Source organism: Pseudoxanthomonas sp. F11 (assembly GCF_037046485.1).
Classification (GTDB): Bacteria; Pseudomonadota; Gammaproteobacteria; order Xanthomonadales; family Xanthomonadaceae; genus Pseudoxanthomonas_A.
On the sequence record NZ_JBANLZ010000002.1, the window covers coordinates 159,873 to 175,424 of the forward strand.

Sequence of the window (15,552 nt, forward strand, 5' to 3'; positions counted from 1 at the left end):
TCGGCGTGTCGATCGCCGCCCCTTCCGTTCGTCGTCTCCCTGAAAGCGCCGGATCGTCCGGCGCAACGCGCGACGGAGAACCCGCATGAAAGTCATGGTCCTGGTGAAGGCCAGCCCCGCATCCGAAGCCGGCGAGATGCCGGGCACCGAACTGCTCACCGAGATGGGCAGGTTCAACGAAGCCCTGGTGAAGGCCGGCATCCTGTTGGCCGGCGAGGGCCTGCATCCGAGTTCGCGCGGCGCACGCGTGCGGTTCGAGGGCAGGCAGCGCACGGTGATCGACGGCCCCTTCGGCGAGATCAGGGAACTGGTCGCCGGCTTCTGGCTGTGGCAGGTGCGCAATCTCGACGAAGCCATCGAATGGATCAAGCGCGCGCCGTTCGATGGCGGTGCGGAGATCGAACTGCGCCCGGTGTTCGAAGCCGATGACTTCGGCGACGCGCTGACGCCCGAACTGCGCGAGCAGGAAGCGCGTCTGGCAGCCGACCTCCACTCCCGCAAGCCGCAGTGAGGCGCAGCGCATGAGCACCCAGATCTTCGTGAACCTTCCGGTGCGCGACCTGCCAGCGTCCAAGGCCTTCTTCAACGCGCTCGGCTACGCGACCAATCCGAGCTTCACCAACGACGAGGCCGCCTGCCTCGTCATCAGTGACAGCATCTACGTGATGCTGCTGGTGGAGCCGTTCTTCCAGGGTTTCACCCGCAAGACCCTCTGCGATGCGCGCACGCACACCGAGGTGCTGCTGTGCCTGTCGGTCGCCAGCCGCAGCGAGGTGGATGCGGTGGTCGCCAAGGCGCTGTCGGCCGGTGGTCGTGAGCCGATGGAGCCCAAGGATTACGGGTTCATGTACCAACGCGGCTTCGAGGATCTCGATGGCCACCTGTGGGAGGTCGTGCACATGGATGAGGCCAGACCGTCTACCGACTGATGCAGCCGGTGAGGCTTCGAAGTAGATGAATGCAGTGCGCGGGGTTGCTCACATTGGCGTCGCGCGTCTTGCGAGACGTGGCAGGCTGGCGTAAAGATGCGATTCTTTCAGGCAGGAGGCCTTGCGATGATCCGAAGATCAGCGCCTGCAGGCAGGAATGGCGTTCGCTCCGCTTTCGCAGGGGTGATCGTATTGATGGTCGTGACCACAGGGTGCCAAGGCATGGCGATGACGCAGGAATCCGGGCACGTGCCCTCGGGGGGCGGAAACTCAACGAATAGCGAACCGTTGACGTTCGTGCGGCATAACTTCGGTGCGTTCTGCTACTCGACCTATGGCTGCCGGGTGACCTACAACGGGTTCACTCACATCTCCGAACCAGACGGTGTGCTCCAGCTGTCTTCAGCGTCGCTGGGCGAGAAGTACCCTGCGAACCTGGATGCGAGCTATCTCTCGGTCGGTAACTTCCCGGAACCGGCCCAAGTGGTGTGGAAGTCGAAGGATGGTGTGAAGCATTCGGCTTCCGTTGACATTGCAAGCATATTCCGGGATCAGCGCGTCCTTCATCATGTGCCCAATGGAGCCGTGGATGGTGACATCGGCGACCCCGGCATCATTCTGGAAGTGAACGACAGGACGATCAACGTCTACATGAAGGCGTTCGTGCCTACCCGGGTCCCGCAGATCCCAGGAAACGAGTACAGCCATTTCCGAGATGACCTGATTCTGGCGTGGAGCAAGACCTACTAGCGGGAAGACGCACAAGGAGCGTGGAGATGGGCGGCGATCGACATCCGGATGGCGTGGAAACCTACCCGGCAACGCGGGAAGACCTGGCGACCTACACGCAGGCGCAGGCGCAACTCGCGGCATTTCAGGCTCCTGTCCTGGTGGATGGGCAACGGAACCGTTCATATCAACCCGGTCAATCACGGCTATGTGATGCGTGCGGCGGACTGGCCATACAGTTCGATCCATCGCTACATTCGGTCAGGTACATTGCCGGAGGATTGGGCTGCAGCGTCCGAGGACGATGGTCGCATGCGGGAGGGTTGAAGCTGTTGGGTTTCGCGCTCACCCCAGCCTAATGGCCCTGATGCAGCAGGTGAGGCTTTGAAGTAAATGAATGCAGTGCGCGGCGCTGCCCACATGGGCGTCGCGCGTCTTGCGAGACGTGGCAGGCTGGCGTAAAGGTGCGATTCTTTCAGGCAGGAGGCCTTGCGATGATTCGAAGATCTGCGCTTGCAAGCAGGAATGGCGCTTGCTCCTTGCTCGCAGGGCTGGTCGCCTCAACGATCTTAACCGCAGGTTGCCAAGGTATGGCGATGACGCAGAACACGGGAACGACACCGACGACAGGGGCCGAGAAGATGGCAATGGAGTGGCCGTTGACATTCACCCAGCACAACTTCGGAGCACATTGCTTCGACACGATAGGCTGTCGGATCACGTATGCGGGCTTCACGCATGGTGTCGATCGCGAGGACGAGGTGAGTCCGCCGATGTCCTCATACAAAGGCTCGCGCGAGCAGTTGCTACGCGCGGGGAATGTCGGCAAGCGCAACTTCCCGCCGCCCGCCAAGGTGAGTTGGCGATCAAGGGATGGCGTTCCTCATGAAGCGGAAGTGGATATCAGCGAAATATTCAAGGATCGCGTGGTTCGGCATAACGTGCCGCGGGAGGATTATCGCGAGGATCTCGGCGTTGTGGATCCGGATATCGTGCTTGAAGTCAACGACCGTACCATCAACGTCTACATGCGAGCCCTGATTCCTACCAGGGCGCAACAGGCCCGGGGCGGCGCGAGCGGTTACTCACGTGACGAGCTTGTACTGGCATGGACGAAAACCTACTGACATATCTCCAAGGAGTGGAGCGTGGGCGGCGAACGACATCCCGATGGGGCACGCACGATACCGGCGACGGCGTTGGACCTCGCGAGTTTTCCTGACGCCCAGAGGCAACTCGCTGTCTCTCGGCGCCCTTGCTCCGCGATAGCGACGTGCGGGGTCACCGACTGTTCGTCGCTGCCTTCGATGGAACCGGCAACGGCATGTTCAAGGATGCACCGGGAATCACACCAATGTGGCTTATGTCGCCAAGCAGATCGATGATCTCTCGATGGCCACCTATGGGAGGTGGTGCACATGGATGAAGGCGCGATGCCGGCGGAGTGAGGTACATGAATGTACGCGCCAGATATGGGGGTGCTTCGAAGGTGAAAGCTTGCGTGCTTGCGGCTTCTGTCGTACAGAAGACGTCACGCAAGACGCGAGAGGTCTATCTGATGCAGGGCAGAAAGCCATCACCCCTTCGAGATTCGCCGCGCCACGCATACTCGCTGGCGCTGGTCTCGGCGATGATCTTTTCAACCGCAGGATGTCAGGGCATGGCGATGACGCAGGAATCAGGCAGCGGGAAGACCGTCGGCAAGATCGATAGCACGGCCACCGACTGGCCATTGACATTCGTCAGGCACAACTTCGGAGCCACGAGTTATTCGACCTATGGCTGCAAGGTGGTCTACAACGGATTCCTGCATCTGTCCGACGACGAGGATGTGTTGCAGATCTCCTCGGCAAGCGCGCATCCGGACGCGCTCAAGAAACTGTCCGCCGGCTACCTGAGCGTCAGGAATTTCCCGGGACCGGCGAAGGTGACGTGGCGATCCGCAGACGGCGCTGCTCATCAGGCGGAAGTGGATATAGGCGAGATATTCAAAGACCAGAAGGTCCTGCATAACGTGCCGAAGGAAGAGGTGCTAGGGGATCTCGGCAATCCCGACATCCTTCTGGAAGTGAACGACAGAACCATCAATGTCTACATGCGGGCATTCGTACCGACGCGGGAACTGCAGATCCCTGGCAACAAATACAGCAGGTTTCGCGATGACCTGATTCTGGCGTGGAGCAAGACCTACTGACACTTTCATCCAGGGAGAGGAGCATGGGAGGAGAACGATATCCGGACGGTGTCGGCACGATACCGGCGACAGAAGCGGACTTGGCGAGCTTTCCCGAAGCTGGCAGGCAGCTGGCGGGGTTTTCCGCCCCGGTACTGCAAGACGGCAACCGGTCGAACGACCGGTTGTTCGTTGCGTCCTTCGATGGCACCGGCAACAGCATGCTTACGGATGCGCCGGAGAACCATACCAATGTGGCCTTTATCCATGCGCAAGTGAAGGCGCTTGAGCGGCGTGCCTTGGAAGACCACGGAAGCAGCACGATCGCGGGTGGATACGTGGAAGGCCCCGGCACACAGGGAGGTTGGCGAGGCGGCGTCGACTTGGCCACCGGCGGCAGCTACGAATCCCGCATGGAGGAAATGTACCTCCAGTTCATCCAGCAGGCCTCGACGTGGCTGCGCGACAATTCCGATGCCGACATCCGCATCGCTGCCATCGGCTTCAGTCGAGGTGCCGAGCAGGCCGCCGGCTTCACCCGCCTGATCGAAGAGCGTGGCATCCAGGACCCCGCGGGCATGAATGTGGTGCGGGATCGAAACGGCTTCATCGAGCGGCTCGAGTTTACGCGCCCGCCCCTGCGCGAACCCGGCACCGTCATCCAGGCCGTCGGCCTGTTCGATCCGGTGGGTACCGGTGAGCCGCGCAACCATGATCGCCGGCTGCCGCCCTCGGTGGTGTCGGGATTTCAGATCACCGCCGAAGACGAACGACGCAACCTGTTCCAGTCCACGCGCGTGCTGGATCCCGGCGTGACCGCCGGCGGGCGCTTCCTCAACGTCACCGTGGCGGGTGCGCACAGCGACATCGGCGGAAGCTACGCGCTGGATGGTCTGTCCATCCGCAGCGGCAATCTGATGATCGACTACCTCAACGCGCTGAGCGATCCGCCCTTCCTGCAGAAACGCGAGGAACCCACCGATCCGGCGAGGAACGTCATCCATCGGTCCGAGGACCACCAGTTCTTCTACCGCACCTCCGTATACGACAAGGAGGGAGTCCGCGGCAGGCAGGAAGAGCTTGCGCCACCGACGTTGTGCAGGATCGATTGCCTCGATGCCCAGCCACGTAATGCGGCGATGGCCGAGAGCCTGCGCTGGCATCCGGTCGAGATCGGGCCCACGCCGGTAGCGGCATCGCCAGCGAACATGGTCGAACAGCTGCTGCTGGCAGCGAAGCAGGGCGACGCCGCCGCCATCGACCGGATCGGGCGCGACCATTTGCACAGCGAACAGGGGCAGGCGTGGCTGCGCGGTGGTCAGCAGCGGTTGCAGGAACTCCAGCCGATCCTCTCTGTGCTGCCGGTGGAACCACAGCGGGATCCCGCCGCACTCGCGCGCTGATCCGTTGGTTGTCGCGTCCCGTCGCCCTGCGGTTTAATCCACGCGGGGACAACGATGCCAAGGAGGCATCCATGGGGTGGGGAACACGGAGTGCGGGCATCCTGCTGGGATGCCTGCTGGCGCCGCTGGCGCAGGCCGAGGTGGATCTGGAGCCGTTCCTGAAGCAGGACGTGCTGGAAACGCTGAAGATCTCGCCGACCGGCGAGTACTACGCCCTGACCGTACCGCTGGAGGACCAGACCATCCTCGCCGTGCAGCGGCGCAGCGATCGTCAGATCACCGCGAAGATCAGCGCCGGCGCCGACAGCATCATCGACGATGTCTGGTGGGTCAGCGACGATCGCGTCGTCGTGTCGGTGGCGAAGAAATACGGTTCACGCGACCAGCCCTATGCGACCGGCGAACTGTATGCGACGAACGTGGACGGCTCGGTGCGCCGGCAGATCTTTGGTCGCTATGGACTGGATGGCAACGACCCGCTGCCGCGTGCGGCCGAGCTGGTCGACCCGATGCCCGACGATCCGCGCAAGGTGCTGATCAGCATGTACGCGCTGGATACCTCGATGCCGAACACGCGGCTGATGACCCTGGACGCGTACAACGGCAAGCTCGACACCGTGGCGACGGCCCCCATCCGCCGCGCCGACTTCGTCGTGGATGCGACGGGCCAGGTCCGCTTCGCGCTGGGTGCGGGCGAGGACAATGCCAGCAAGCTCTATCACCGCGCCACCAGCGACGCTCCCTGGACGCTGATCAACGACGAGAACACGACGCAGCGTGTCGAAGTGCCATGGGGCTTTGCGCCCGACGGCCGCACGGCCTACCTGCAGGTCGAGCAGCGCGAGGGGCCGGACGCGATCGTGGCGCTGGATACGGTGACCGGCGAGCGCACGCAGGTACTCCGCGATGCGGTGGTCGATCCCTACCGGATCATCCGCGCCCCGGGCGGTCGCACGCCGGTGGGCAGCTTCTTCATGCACGACAGGCTGCGCACGGCGTTCTTCGACGAAACATCGGAGACGGCGCGCCTCTACCGCAAGCTCGAGCGGTCGTTTCCGGGTCATTCGGTCCTGATCACCTCGGGCACGCGCGACGGCAGGCTGAAGGTCGTGCACATCTGGAACGACACCAGTCCGGGCGACTTCTACCTTTTCAACACCGAAACCAACGCGGCCGACCTGATCTTCAGCCGGCGCAGCTGGTTGGATCCGGCCACGCTGGCGCCTAGCGAATCGGTCGCGTTGAAGGCGCGCGATGGCCTGCCGCTCCATGGGTACCTGACGCGCCCCCGCGGCAGCCGCGGTCCGCTGCCGTTGGTGGTGATGCCGCATGGCGGACCGATCGGCATCTTCGACCGCTGGGAGATCGACGACGAGGCGCAGATGCTGGCGCGCGCCGGCTACGCCGTGCTCCGGCTCAATTTCCGCGGCTCGGGCAATTACGGGCGCGCGCACATGCAGGCCGGTGCACGCGAATGGGGCGGGGCGATGCAGGACGACCTCACCGATGCCACGCGCTGGGCGATCGAGCAGAAGATCGCCGATCCACAGCGCATCTGCCTGTACGGCGCCAGCTATGGCGGCTATGCGGCACTGATGGGCGTGGCCAAGGAGCCGGCGCTGTATCGCTGCGCGGCCGGCTACGTGGGCGTGTACGACCTGGAGTTGATGCACCGGCAGAAATCGCGCCATGCCAAGTGGCTCGGCAACTACATGGACGACTGGGTGGGCGACGAGCGCGCGGCGCTGGCCGATATCTCGCCCACGTCATTGACGACGAAGATCCGTGTGCCGGTCTTCCTCGCCGCGGGCGGAAAGGACGAGATCGCCCCGCAGGCGCACACCGAGAGGATGGAAAAGGCGTTGAAGGCGGCGGGCGTGCCGGTGGAAGCGCTGTACGTGCGCACCGAGGGGCATGGCTTCTACGCCGAAGAAAACCGCCGCACGTACTACAACCGGCTGCTGGGGTTCCTGTCGCGCCACCTCGGCGGCGCGGCGGCCAAGTGACGCCCGCTCAGGCGCCCACGCGCCTGCGTACCGCTTCGAAATCGCGCACCGGCCGCACCTCGATGCTGCCGGTGCCGATCCACGGGAACTCCTGCGCGATCTTCACCGCCTCATCCAGGCTGTCGGCCTCGATCAGGTTGTAGCCGCCCAGGATCTCCTTGGTCTCGGCGAACGGGCCATCGACGACCTGTGTCCTGCCGTCACGCACACGTACGGTGCGTGCGGTGCTGCCGTGCTCGAGCTGCTGCGATTCGAGCAGCGTGCCCTGCGCCTTCAGTTCGTCGGCGTGGGTGATGCAGCCGTGCATCATCTGGTCGAACGCACCGGCAGGCAGCGCTTCGAGCAGCGTGTCGTCGGTATAGATCAGCAACAGGAACTTCATGCGCCCTCCCGGCGAGCCGTGCAGGCCGGGATTGTGCCACGCCCTCGTGATGGACGGCGCCACGGCCGCGGCAGGCGCGGCGACGCGCTCACTCGGCGGCGGGCGAGCGGTACCAGGCTTCCACGGTGCCCTTGATCTTCATCGTCATCGGGTTGCCGCGGCGATCCTTGGACTTGCCGACCGGTACGCGCACCCAGCCCTCGCTGATGCAGTACTCCTCCACGTTGTCGCGCTCCACGCCGTTGAAGCGGATGCCCACGCCACGGTCCATCGCCTGGGCGTCATGGAAGGGGCTGCGGGGATCGGAGGCCAGGCGGTCGGGAGGGGTATCGGACATGGTCGTGCATCGTGCGGGCGGAAAGGCGACAGGATACCCGAAGCGCGCCGTTCACCACGCCACGCGGTTGCGGCTGCACACCAGGACGGCCTGCAGCGTCAGCCTTCCCTGGCGCGGATCGGATGCCAGCCGGGAGGGGTCGGCGATGGCCGGCGCGTGGAAGGCCGCGCCGTCGTGGATGAGCAGCCGGTTCCAGCGTGCCGGCACCGTGCGCACGTGGGCGAAATACGCGCTGCTCGCATGCGGAAAGCCTGCGGCGATGGCATGGCGTTGGGAGAACGCGTCCGGCGACAGCGCGTCCGCATCGTGTTCCAACTGCTCGAGCGCCTGTGCCGACACGCGCGGGGCGAAGAAATGCGTGCCACCGAGGGTGGCGTCGTGGAACAGGAACAACTCCGCCACCGCGATGCACTGCTCCGACGTGAAGGTACGCTCGCGCCGCGGAATCCAGTGCGTGGGTGCCAGCACCGCTGCCGGGGATGTCAGCAGCGCCAGGCGGCTGGCGCTGCGCAGCACACGGCGGGCCCCCAACGCGCGTCTGGCGTGATCGCGGAAGACATCGTGCAGTAGGGCGGTGAATGCCTCCGGCATCCGCAGCTGCACGCCGGGGAACACGGCCGGCGGTGCCGCCTGGAAATCCTCCCGGTACGCCTGCGCGAACGCCGGCAGCCGTTCCGGTGCCAGCAGGGCGTCGTCGATGACGACGCAGGCAGCATGTTCGCCAAGGGGCAGGTACTGGACCTGGGGATGCGGGTTGAACATGGCGCGGCCTCCCCGGCATGCGGCCAGGCGCGCCGGCACCGCCACGATAGACCGCCGCGCGGGCGGAAACAAAGAACGCCGGGGCGGCCCACCACGACCGCCCCGGCGTGTGCTGCCGTCGAGGAATTACGGCATCAGCACCTTGTCGACCACATGGATCACGCCGTTGCTGGCCTTCAGGTCGGCCGTGGTGACCTTGGCCACGTTGCCCTTGGCATCGGTCAGCGTCACGCCGCCGTCGGCCACCTGGGCCTTCAGCTCGCCACCCTGCACGGTCTTCAGCGTGGCGGTGCCGCCACTGGCCTGGATCTGCTGGGTCAGCGTGGCGGCGTCGACGTTGCCGGGCACCACGTGGTAGGTCAGCACGGCGGTCAGGTCGGCCTTGCTCTCCGGCTTGAGCAGCGTATCCACTGTGCCGGCCGGCAGCGCGTCGAAGGCGGCATTGACGGGCGCGAAGACGGTGAACGGGCCTGCGCCCTTCAGCGTGTCCACCAGTCCCGCCGCCTGCACGGCGCTGACCAGCGTGGTGTGGTCGGGCGAACCGATGGCGGTGTCCACCACGTCCTTCTGCTCGACGGCGGGCGTGGTGGCTTCGGCGGGGGCCGGGTCGCTGGCTTCAGCCACCGGCGTGGGGGCCGCGCCGGCTTCGGCGTCGGCGGTCTTCGGCGAGCATGCGGCGGCGGTGAAGGCGGCCAGCAGCGCAACGGAAAGGACGGTGCGATTCATCGGGATCTCCTGGGTGGTCGGGTGAGGTGTCGGAACTGCGGCAAGACTTACGCGCCGCCCTCACGCGCGGATGCATCACATGGCTTTAATATTCAGCCAGCCTTGACGCCGCCGGATCGCCCCACGCCATGACTGCGCCCGACCACGAATTCGATCCCGACGACAACTTCCGCCACGCCTTCGACGACGAAGACGACATGGACCTGGACGACACCGAGGCGCTGGTGTGGAACCTGCTGGTCCTGATCAATCCGGGCGACGAGGAAACCGCACTGCGCCAGTTCGCCGCCTACCGCGACGCCACCGGCGATGCGGGTGCCGAGCCGGACCAGGTGCTGTGGGCCGTGAAGGACGCGATCGACTGGACGTCCGGCTTCTACGTGGACTGGAAAGACGCCGAGACCTTCATCGACTGCGTCAACCAGCTGGCGGCGCGCTACGCCATCGAGATCGACTGGGGCGGAGACCCCAGCGACGAGGACTTCCTCGACGGCACCGATGTGCCGGCCCTGATGGCCACCGCCTACGACCGCCTGCGCGAACACGGCTATACGTTGTGGAACTGGAACACCGGCGGCGATGCCTACGCCGGCTGGATGGCGCTGCGCCGCGACGACGACGGCATGCAGCAGCTGGCGGCCGTGATGGGCGTGGAGATCCGCCCGGGCAGCGACGCGTTCTGAGCGCAAGCGTGCCCATCGCGCACGCGCTAGACTCCTGGCATCCCGCGGTGTCCAGGCCGACCTCCATGCGCGTGCTGCTGGCCCTTCTCGCCTGCCTGTTGCCGTTCGCCGCACCTCTCGGGTATGCGCAGGACGCCACGACGCTGCTGGCCCCGTCCAAGCCCCGGGTGTCCGAGGCCATCGCGCTGGCGGACATCCCGCACCGTGCCGATACGGATGAACGTTACGCGGAGGAGGTGTCGCTGCGTGCCGCGCGTGCGGATCCGCTGGGCAGGCTGGTGCCCCGTCTGGCGGCGATCGAGCAGTCGGTGGCGCAGAAGAACGGCCTGTTCGCCTATGGCGAACTGCGCACGCTGCCGGTAGTGCGGCTGGAGAGCATGGAGCGGCACTGGAAGTTCGATGCGCGCCAGTACGCCCGCTGGCGTGCCGACATGCAGGCATCGGTGGCGCCGTATGCGCAGGACGCCGCCGAGCTGGCGCTGCGTCGCGCCGATTGGGAGCTGACGCGGCGGGCGATGTCACCGGACAGCACGCCGGCCGCGCTGAGCGCGCGCGTCGAGGCGGTCGCCGCGCGTCTACAGCAGGCAGAGCAGGCGCTGTCGTCGCCGCTGGCCGAACAGATCGGGCTGGGTCGCCGGGCCAACCTGCTGGCCGCACGGATCGAAACAGGCCAGCGCGCCGTGGAGGACGCGATCGACCATGCCGACCGGCGCCTGTTCCGCCTGGATGCGCCGCCGCTGTGGCGGGTCCAGGACACCGGCACGCTGCGCCAGGGCGTGAGGGACAGCCTGACGCGCGGCCTCCAGTCGGAGAACAGTTTCGTCGCCCAGTACGCCGCGGCCGACGTGGGCAACCAGCGCGTGCTGCATGTGCTGCAGCTGCTGTTGCTGCCGGTGCTGCTGGGGGTGGCCTGGCGCCACCGGCGTCGTGGCGTGGATCCGGCTGCGGTGCTTGCGACCGATGCCGAACTGCGGGTGATCCGCCGGCCCATCTCCACCTGGCTGCTGCTGTCCATGATCGGCGTGCTGGTGTTCGAGCCCAATGCGCCGCTGTTCGCCCACCAGATGGCGATGCTGGTGGCGCTGGTGCCGGTGCTGCGCCTGCTGCCACAGCAGGGACGTCGCCTGCTGGGTCCCTGGCCGTACCTGGCGACGGCTTTCTACCTGCTGCAGCGGCTGTCGGTGCTGCTGATGGCCAGCGACTACCTGTACCGCCTGTACTGCCTCGTGCTTGCGATGCTCGCGTTGGCGGTCACGGCGTGGCTGCTGTGGCGTTCGCGCGGGCAGCGCTTCGCCGGGAAGACCGGGCGTGCCGGACAGCTGGTGCACGGCCTGGGCTGGGCCGCCGTGGTCGTGCTGATGGTATCGATCGGCGCGAACGTGCTGGGCAATGTGTCGCTGGCGGAAATGCTGGTGTCCGCCACTATCGAGAGCGGTTACTTCGCGCTGGTCCTGTATGCGGCGGTGACCGTGTTCGAAGCGCTGCTGCGCCGGCTGGGCGCACGCAAGGAGGTCAGGCGGCTGTGGCTGATGCGCCGCCATGGGGGCACGTTGCTGGAATCGTTCGCGCGCTGGGCGAGGGTGGCGGCGGTCGTCGGCTGGATCGCCTACACGATGACCCGCTTCCGCATCTTCCGGCCGGTGTACGACACGGCCAAGGCCGTCGTCACGCATCGCTTCGAGTATGGCGAGCTGTCCATCAGCCTGGGTCATGTGCTGGTGTTCTGCATCGGCGTGGTGCTGGCCGTGTGGGTCGCGCGGACCCTGCGTGCGCTGCTGCGCGAGGAAGTGCTGCCGCGCATGGCGCTGCCGCGCGGCGTGGACAACAGCGTGGCGTCGCTGAGCTACTACGTGCTGCTGCTGGTCGGCCTGTTGGCGGCGCTGTCGGCCGCGGGCTTCAAGATCGGGCAGCTGGCCTTCCTGTTCGGCGCGTTGGGCGTGGGCATCGGCCTGGGCCTGCAGGACGTGGTACGCAACTTCGTCTCCGGCCTGATCCTGATGTTCGAGCGGCCCGTGAAGCCGGGCGATGCGGTGGACATCGGCGGTACCGCCGGCCGCATCCGCGCCATCGGTATGCGCGCCACCACGGTGCGCACCTACGACGGCGCCGACGTGGTGGTGCCCAACGGCATGCTGTTGTCGGACAAGGTGACCAACTGGACGCTGGTCGACCAGAACCGACGCGTCGACGTGGACCTGGGCGTGGCCTACGGCTCGGACGTGACGCGGGTGATGCAGCTGCTGCAGGAGACCACGCGCACCACGCCGGGTATCGCCGACGATCCGGCCCCGGCGGTGCTGTTCACCGGCTTCGGCGCCAGCTCGCTGGATTTCGCCATCCGCGCCTGGACGCGTCGCTTCGACGACTGGGGCACGACCCGTAGCGAACTGATGACGCGCCTGTACGCCGCGCTGACCACCGCCGGCATCGAGATTCCCTTCCCGCAGCAGGACCTGCACCTACGCACGGTGTCCGAGCAGGTGCTGCATTCGCTGGCACGCTCACCTTCGCCGCAGCAGGACTGCACCGATGGCGATACCTGATCCGGAAACCATACCGCGCCCCTTGGGGACGTCCGACATCGGCCTCATGCGAGACATGCTGCGGATGTTCGGGCGGGCGTTCGACGACATGCCGACCTACGCCGACGCCCAGCCGGACGATGCCTACCTGGCCCATCTGCTGGGCAGCGATACCTTCATCGCGGTGGCGGCGCTGCAGGGAGGGGTGGTGGTCGGCGGACTGGCTGCCTACGTACTGCCGAAGTTCGAACGTGCGCGCAGCGAGGTCTACCTGTACGACCTGGCGGTGGCGGACACGCACCGCCGCCGCGGCATCGCCACGGCGCTGATCGCGGAACTACGCCGCATCGCCGCCGCGCGGGGCGCCTGGGTCGTGTTCGTGCAGGCGGATTACGGCGACGACCCTGCGGTGGCCCTGTATACCCGGCTGGGCACGCGCGAGGACGTGATGCACTTCGATATCGCGGTGGAGTGAGCCGCAGCCGTGTCGAAGCCGGCCCGGATCGTTCGTCGCTGTGGGGACTGTCCTGGAGACCCGAGATGACCCCGCCCTTCGATGTCCGGCGTATCGACCACCTCGTTCTGCGCGTGCGCGACCTCGCACGCAGCATCCGTTTCTACGGCGAGGTGCTGGGTTGCCCTGTGGAGCGCCGGCGCGAACACCTGGGCCTGGCGCACCTGCGTGCAGGCACCTCCATGATCGATCTCGTCGACGTGGCGGGAAAGCTGGGTGCGCGGGGCGGAGCGCCGTCGGGCGTGGAAGGGCGCAACCTCGACCACCTGTGCCTGCGCATCGATCCTTTCGATGAAACGGCGCTCCGAGCGCATCTGGCGCGTTTCGGCATCGCGCCGGTGGGGCCGGCGGAGATCAACTTCGGCGCGGAAGGCGACGGATTGTCGCTGTACTTCCAGGATCCCGACGGCAACACGATCGAGCTGAAAGGGCCTGCCTCACGGATGACCGGGGTCGGGCGCGGTGGCGACTGGGGCGGATGAGGCGACCGCCTGCACGGGCGCCTGCGGCATCGCGGTGTCGGCATCCGGCGAAGGCGCACCCGGCGACAGCAGCCGGCCTTCGCCCTGCAATGCGTCCTCAGCCGCCTTGGTCATCACCACGATGCTGATGCGGCGATTGATCGGATTCTGCGGGTTCTGCTTGTCGAACAGCACCGACGAGGACAGCCCCACCACGCGCGACACCTTGTCCTCGTGCATGCCGCCGGCCACCAGCGCACGACGTGCGGCGTTGGCGCGCCCTGCGCTGAGTTCCCAGTTGGTGTAGTCGCGGCTGGAGGCGTATTGCGTGGTGTCGGTATGGCCGGTGATGCTGATGTGGTTCGGCACCTGGTTGATGAAGGTGGCCAGCTCCGCGAGGATCGCCTGCGTGTACGGCTTCAGCACGGTCCCGCCCAGGTCGAACATCGGCCGATTCTGCTGGTCGACGATCTGGATGCGTAGGCCTTCCGGCGTGAGGTCCAGCAGCAGCTGGTCCTTGAACGGTTCCAGCGCCTGGCTCTTGCCGATGGCTTCCTCCAGCGCCTGCATCAGCGATTCCAGGCGCTGCTTCTCCTCCGCCTTGCGCTGTGCCTCGGACGCCTGCTGCGCATCGCCGGGCGGCTTGGCGAAAGGGTTGTCGCTCTCGCCCTTGGGCATGTCCATGGTGCCGCCGAGCTTGATCATTGACGTGCTGGCGCCACCGGGGCCGGCGGGACCGGGCGCGGGCGAGAAGCTCTTGCCGCTCAGCGGACTGGGATTGCGGAAGTACTCCGAGATCGCCGCGCGTTCCTTGTTCGTGGTGGCGCCCATCAGCCACATCACCAGGAAGAACGCCATCATCGCGGTCACGAAGTCCGCATAGGCGACCTTCCACGAGCCGCCGTGATGGCCGCCGCCGGCGACCTTCTTGACCCGGCGGACGATGATGGTGGGGCGCTGTTCGCTCATTGCCGCGGCCTACTTGTTGGCCTTCAGGTGCGCTTCGAACTCGGCGAACGGCGGACGCACGTCCGAGGGCAGCGTCTTGCGCGCGAATTCCAGCGCCACCGCCGGGTTGTAGCCGCGCAGGCAGGCCAGCAGCGCGGTCTTCACCGATTCGTACATGCGGCTGTCCTGTTCCACCTGCGCCTCGATCGCGGCCGCCAGCGGCGAGACGAAGCCGTAGGCCAGCAGGATGCCGAGGAAGGTGCCGACCAGCGCGGCGGCAACGTGCGCGCCGACCGCGGCGATGTCGCCGCCGATCGAGCCCATCGTCACGATGATGCCCAGTACCGCGGCCACGATGCCGAAACCGGGCAGGCCGTCGGACATCTTCTGCAGCGCATGCGCCGGCGCCATCGCTTCATGATGGTGCTTCTCCAGTTCCAGCTCTAGCAGCGGTTCCAGTTCGTGCGGTTCGATGTTGCTGCCCACCATCAGGCGCAGGCACTCGGTCAGGAAGTCGAGCAGATGATGGTCGCCGAGGATCTTGGGGTACTTCTGGAACAGCGGGCTGTTGGTCGGGTTCTCGATGTGCTCTTCCAGCGACATGAAGCCGTCGCGGCGCGCCTTGTTGAGCATCTCGTGGATCAGCGTCAGCACGTCCAGGTAGTCCGAGGACTTGTATTTGGCGCCCTTGAACACCGACAGCGTGGCGGTCAGCGTGCCCTTGACCACCTTGGTCGGATTGCTGGCCATGAACGCGCCCAGCGCGGCGCCGCCGATGATGACCAGTTCGAACGGCTGCCACAGGGCGCCGAGCTTGCCGTGCGAGCCCAGGTAGCCGCCGATCACGCTCAGGGTGACGATGATGAAGCCGACGATGATGAGCATGGCGACACGGGCGCAGGGAGGGGTTTCCTTAGGATCGGCGCGGCCACCGGTTTCTTGAGGGGCGACCGTTCGTCGGTGCCCGCCCCGCAGTG

The 15,552-nt window shown here is 66.2% G+C and carries 16 protein-coding genes and 1 pseudogene; 11 read left to right on the plus strand and 6 right to left on the minus strand.

From position 1 onward, the window contains the following. The first annotated feature begins 85 nt into the window (after nucleotides 1-85). The 7 genes from V8246_RS06465 (at nucleotide 86) to V8246_RS06495 (ending at nucleotide 7,240) form a co-directional block, all read left to right on the plus strand. Nucleotides 86-511: a YciI family protein gene (locus V8246_RS06465; RefSeq protein WP_336188458.1), complete on the plus strand. Its 426-nt coding sequence runs from the start codon at nucleotides 86-88 to the stop codon at nucleotides 509-511. A gap of 10 nt (nucleotides 512-521) precedes the next feature. After that, nucleotides 522-929, plus strand: coding sequence for a VOC family protein (locus tag V8246_RS06470; protein ID WP_336188459.1), 408 nt, complete (start codon nucleotides 522-524; stop codon nucleotides 927-929). A gap of 222 nt (nucleotides 930-1,151) precedes the next feature. Continuing rightward, nucleotides 1,152-1,679 (plus strand): hypothetical protein, encoded by a 528-nt coding sequence (locus V8246_RS06475; RefSeq protein ID WP_336188460.1) that lies wholly within the window; start codon nucleotides 1,152-1,154, stop codon nucleotides 1,677-1,679. Between the two features lie 575 nt (nucleotides 1,680-2,254). Beyond that, on the plus strand, nucleotides 2,255-2,785 hold the full coding sequence (locus V8246_RS06480) for a hypothetical protein (RefSeq protein ID WP_336188461.1): 531 nt from the start codon (nucleotides 2,255-2,257) through the stop codon (nucleotides 2,783-2,785). A 326-nt stretch (nucleotides 2,786-3,111) separates the two neighbouring features. Further along, nucleotides 3,112-3,852, plus strand: coding sequence for a hypothetical protein (locus V8246_RS06485; protein WP_336188462.1), 741 nt, complete (start codon nucleotides 3,112-3,114; stop codon nucleotides 3,850-3,852). A 23-nt stretch (nucleotides 3,853-3,875) separates the two neighbouring features. Further along, a complete protein-coding gene (locus V8246_RS06490) occupies nucleotides 3,876-5,234 on the plus strand; it encodes a DUF2235 domain-containing protein (RefSeq protein ID WP_336188463.1) in 1,359 nt (452 codons plus the stop codon). A 71-nt stretch (nucleotides 5,235-5,305) separates the two neighbouring features. Next, nucleotides 5,306-7,240: a prolyl oligopeptidase family serine peptidase gene (locus V8246_RS06495; RefSeq protein ID WP_336188464.1), complete on the plus strand. Its 1,935-nt coding sequence runs from the start codon at nucleotides 5,306-5,308 to the stop codon at nucleotides 7,238-7,240. Nucleotides 7,241-7,247: 7 nt separating this feature from the next. Here V8246_RS06495 and V8246_RS06500 read toward each other — a convergent pair whose 3' ends face one another. The 4 genes from V8246_RS06500 to V8246_RS06515 form a co-directional block, all read right to left on the minus strand. Further along, nucleotides 7,248-7,622: a YciI family protein gene (locus V8246_RS06500; protein WP_336188465.1), complete on the minus strand. Its 375-nt coding sequence runs from the start codon at nucleotides 7,620-7,622 to the stop codon at nucleotides 7,248-7,250. A gap of 88 nt (nucleotides 7,623-7,710) precedes the next feature. Beyond that, nucleotides 7,711-7,959: a DUF3297 family protein gene (locus V8246_RS06505; RefSeq protein WP_162108327.1), complete on the minus strand. Its 249-nt coding sequence runs from the start codon at nucleotides 7,957-7,959 to the stop codon at nucleotides 7,711-7,713. A gap of 51 nt (nucleotides 7,960-8,010) precedes the next feature. Next, nucleotides 8,011-8,721, minus strand: coding sequence for a DUF6445 family protein (locus V8246_RS06510; protein WP_336188466.1), 711 nt, complete (start codon nucleotides 8,719-8,721; stop codon nucleotides 8,011-8,013). A gap of 126 nt (nucleotides 8,722-8,847) precedes the next feature. Next, a complete protein-coding gene (locus tag V8246_RS06515; RefSeq protein WP_336189053.1) occupies nucleotides 8,848-9,345 on the minus strand; it encodes a fasciclin domain-containing protein in 498 nt (165 codons plus the stop codon). 230 nt (nucleotides 9,346-9,575) lie between these two features. Here V8246_RS06515 and V8246_RS06520 point away from each other — a divergent pair, with 230 nt between their 5' ends. The 4 genes from V8246_RS06520 to V8246_RS06535 all read left to right on the plus strand — a co-directional run bounded on the left by V8246_RS06520 (nucleotide 9,576) and on the right by V8246_RS06535 (nucleotide 13,648). Continuing rightward, nucleotides 9,576-10,130: a hypothetical protein gene (locus tag V8246_RS06520; protein WP_336188467.1), complete on the plus strand. Its 555-nt coding sequence runs from the start codon at nucleotides 9,576-9,578 to the stop codon at nucleotides 10,128-10,130. Nucleotides 10,131-10,177: 47 nt separating this feature from the next. Beyond that, the gene (locus V8246_RS06525) at nucleotides 10,178-12,673 is read left to right on the plus strand and encodes a mechanosensitive ion channel domain-containing protein (protein WP_336188468.1); all 2,496 of its coding nucleotides are present in this window, start codon (nucleotides 10,178-10,180) and stop codon (nucleotides 12,671-12,673) included. Then, nucleotides 12,660-13,127, plus strand: coding sequence for an AAC(3)-I family aminoglycoside N-acetyltransferase (locus tag V8246_RS06530; protein ID WP_336188469.1), 468 nt, complete (start codon nucleotides 12,660-12,662; stop codon nucleotides 13,125-13,127). The genes V8246_RS06525 and V8246_RS06530 overlap by 14 nt, the downstream gene beginning before the upstream one ends. Nucleotides 13,128-13,192: 65 nt before the next feature. Continuing rightward, entirely contained in the window at nucleotides 13,193-13,648 is a 456-nt protein-coding gene (locus tag V8246_RS06535; RefSeq protein WP_336188470.1) for a VOC family protein, read from the plus strand. Nucleotides 13,649-13,672: 24 nt separating this feature from the next. Here the strand turns inward: V8246_RS06535 and motB are convergent. Beyond that, nucleotides 13,673-14,596, minus strand: a pseudogene (gene motB / locus V8246_RS06540) (flagellar motor protein MotB); the annotation flags it as partial. Between the two features lie 9 nt (nucleotides 14,597-14,605). After that, nucleotides 14,606-15,460: a flagellar motor stator protein MotA gene (gene motA / locus V8246_RS06545; RefSeq protein ID WP_336188471.1), complete on the minus strand. Its 855-nt coding sequence runs from the start codon at nucleotides 15,458-15,460 to the stop codon at nucleotides 14,606-14,608. Between the last annotated feature and the right edge of the window lie 92 nt (nucleotides 15,461-15,552).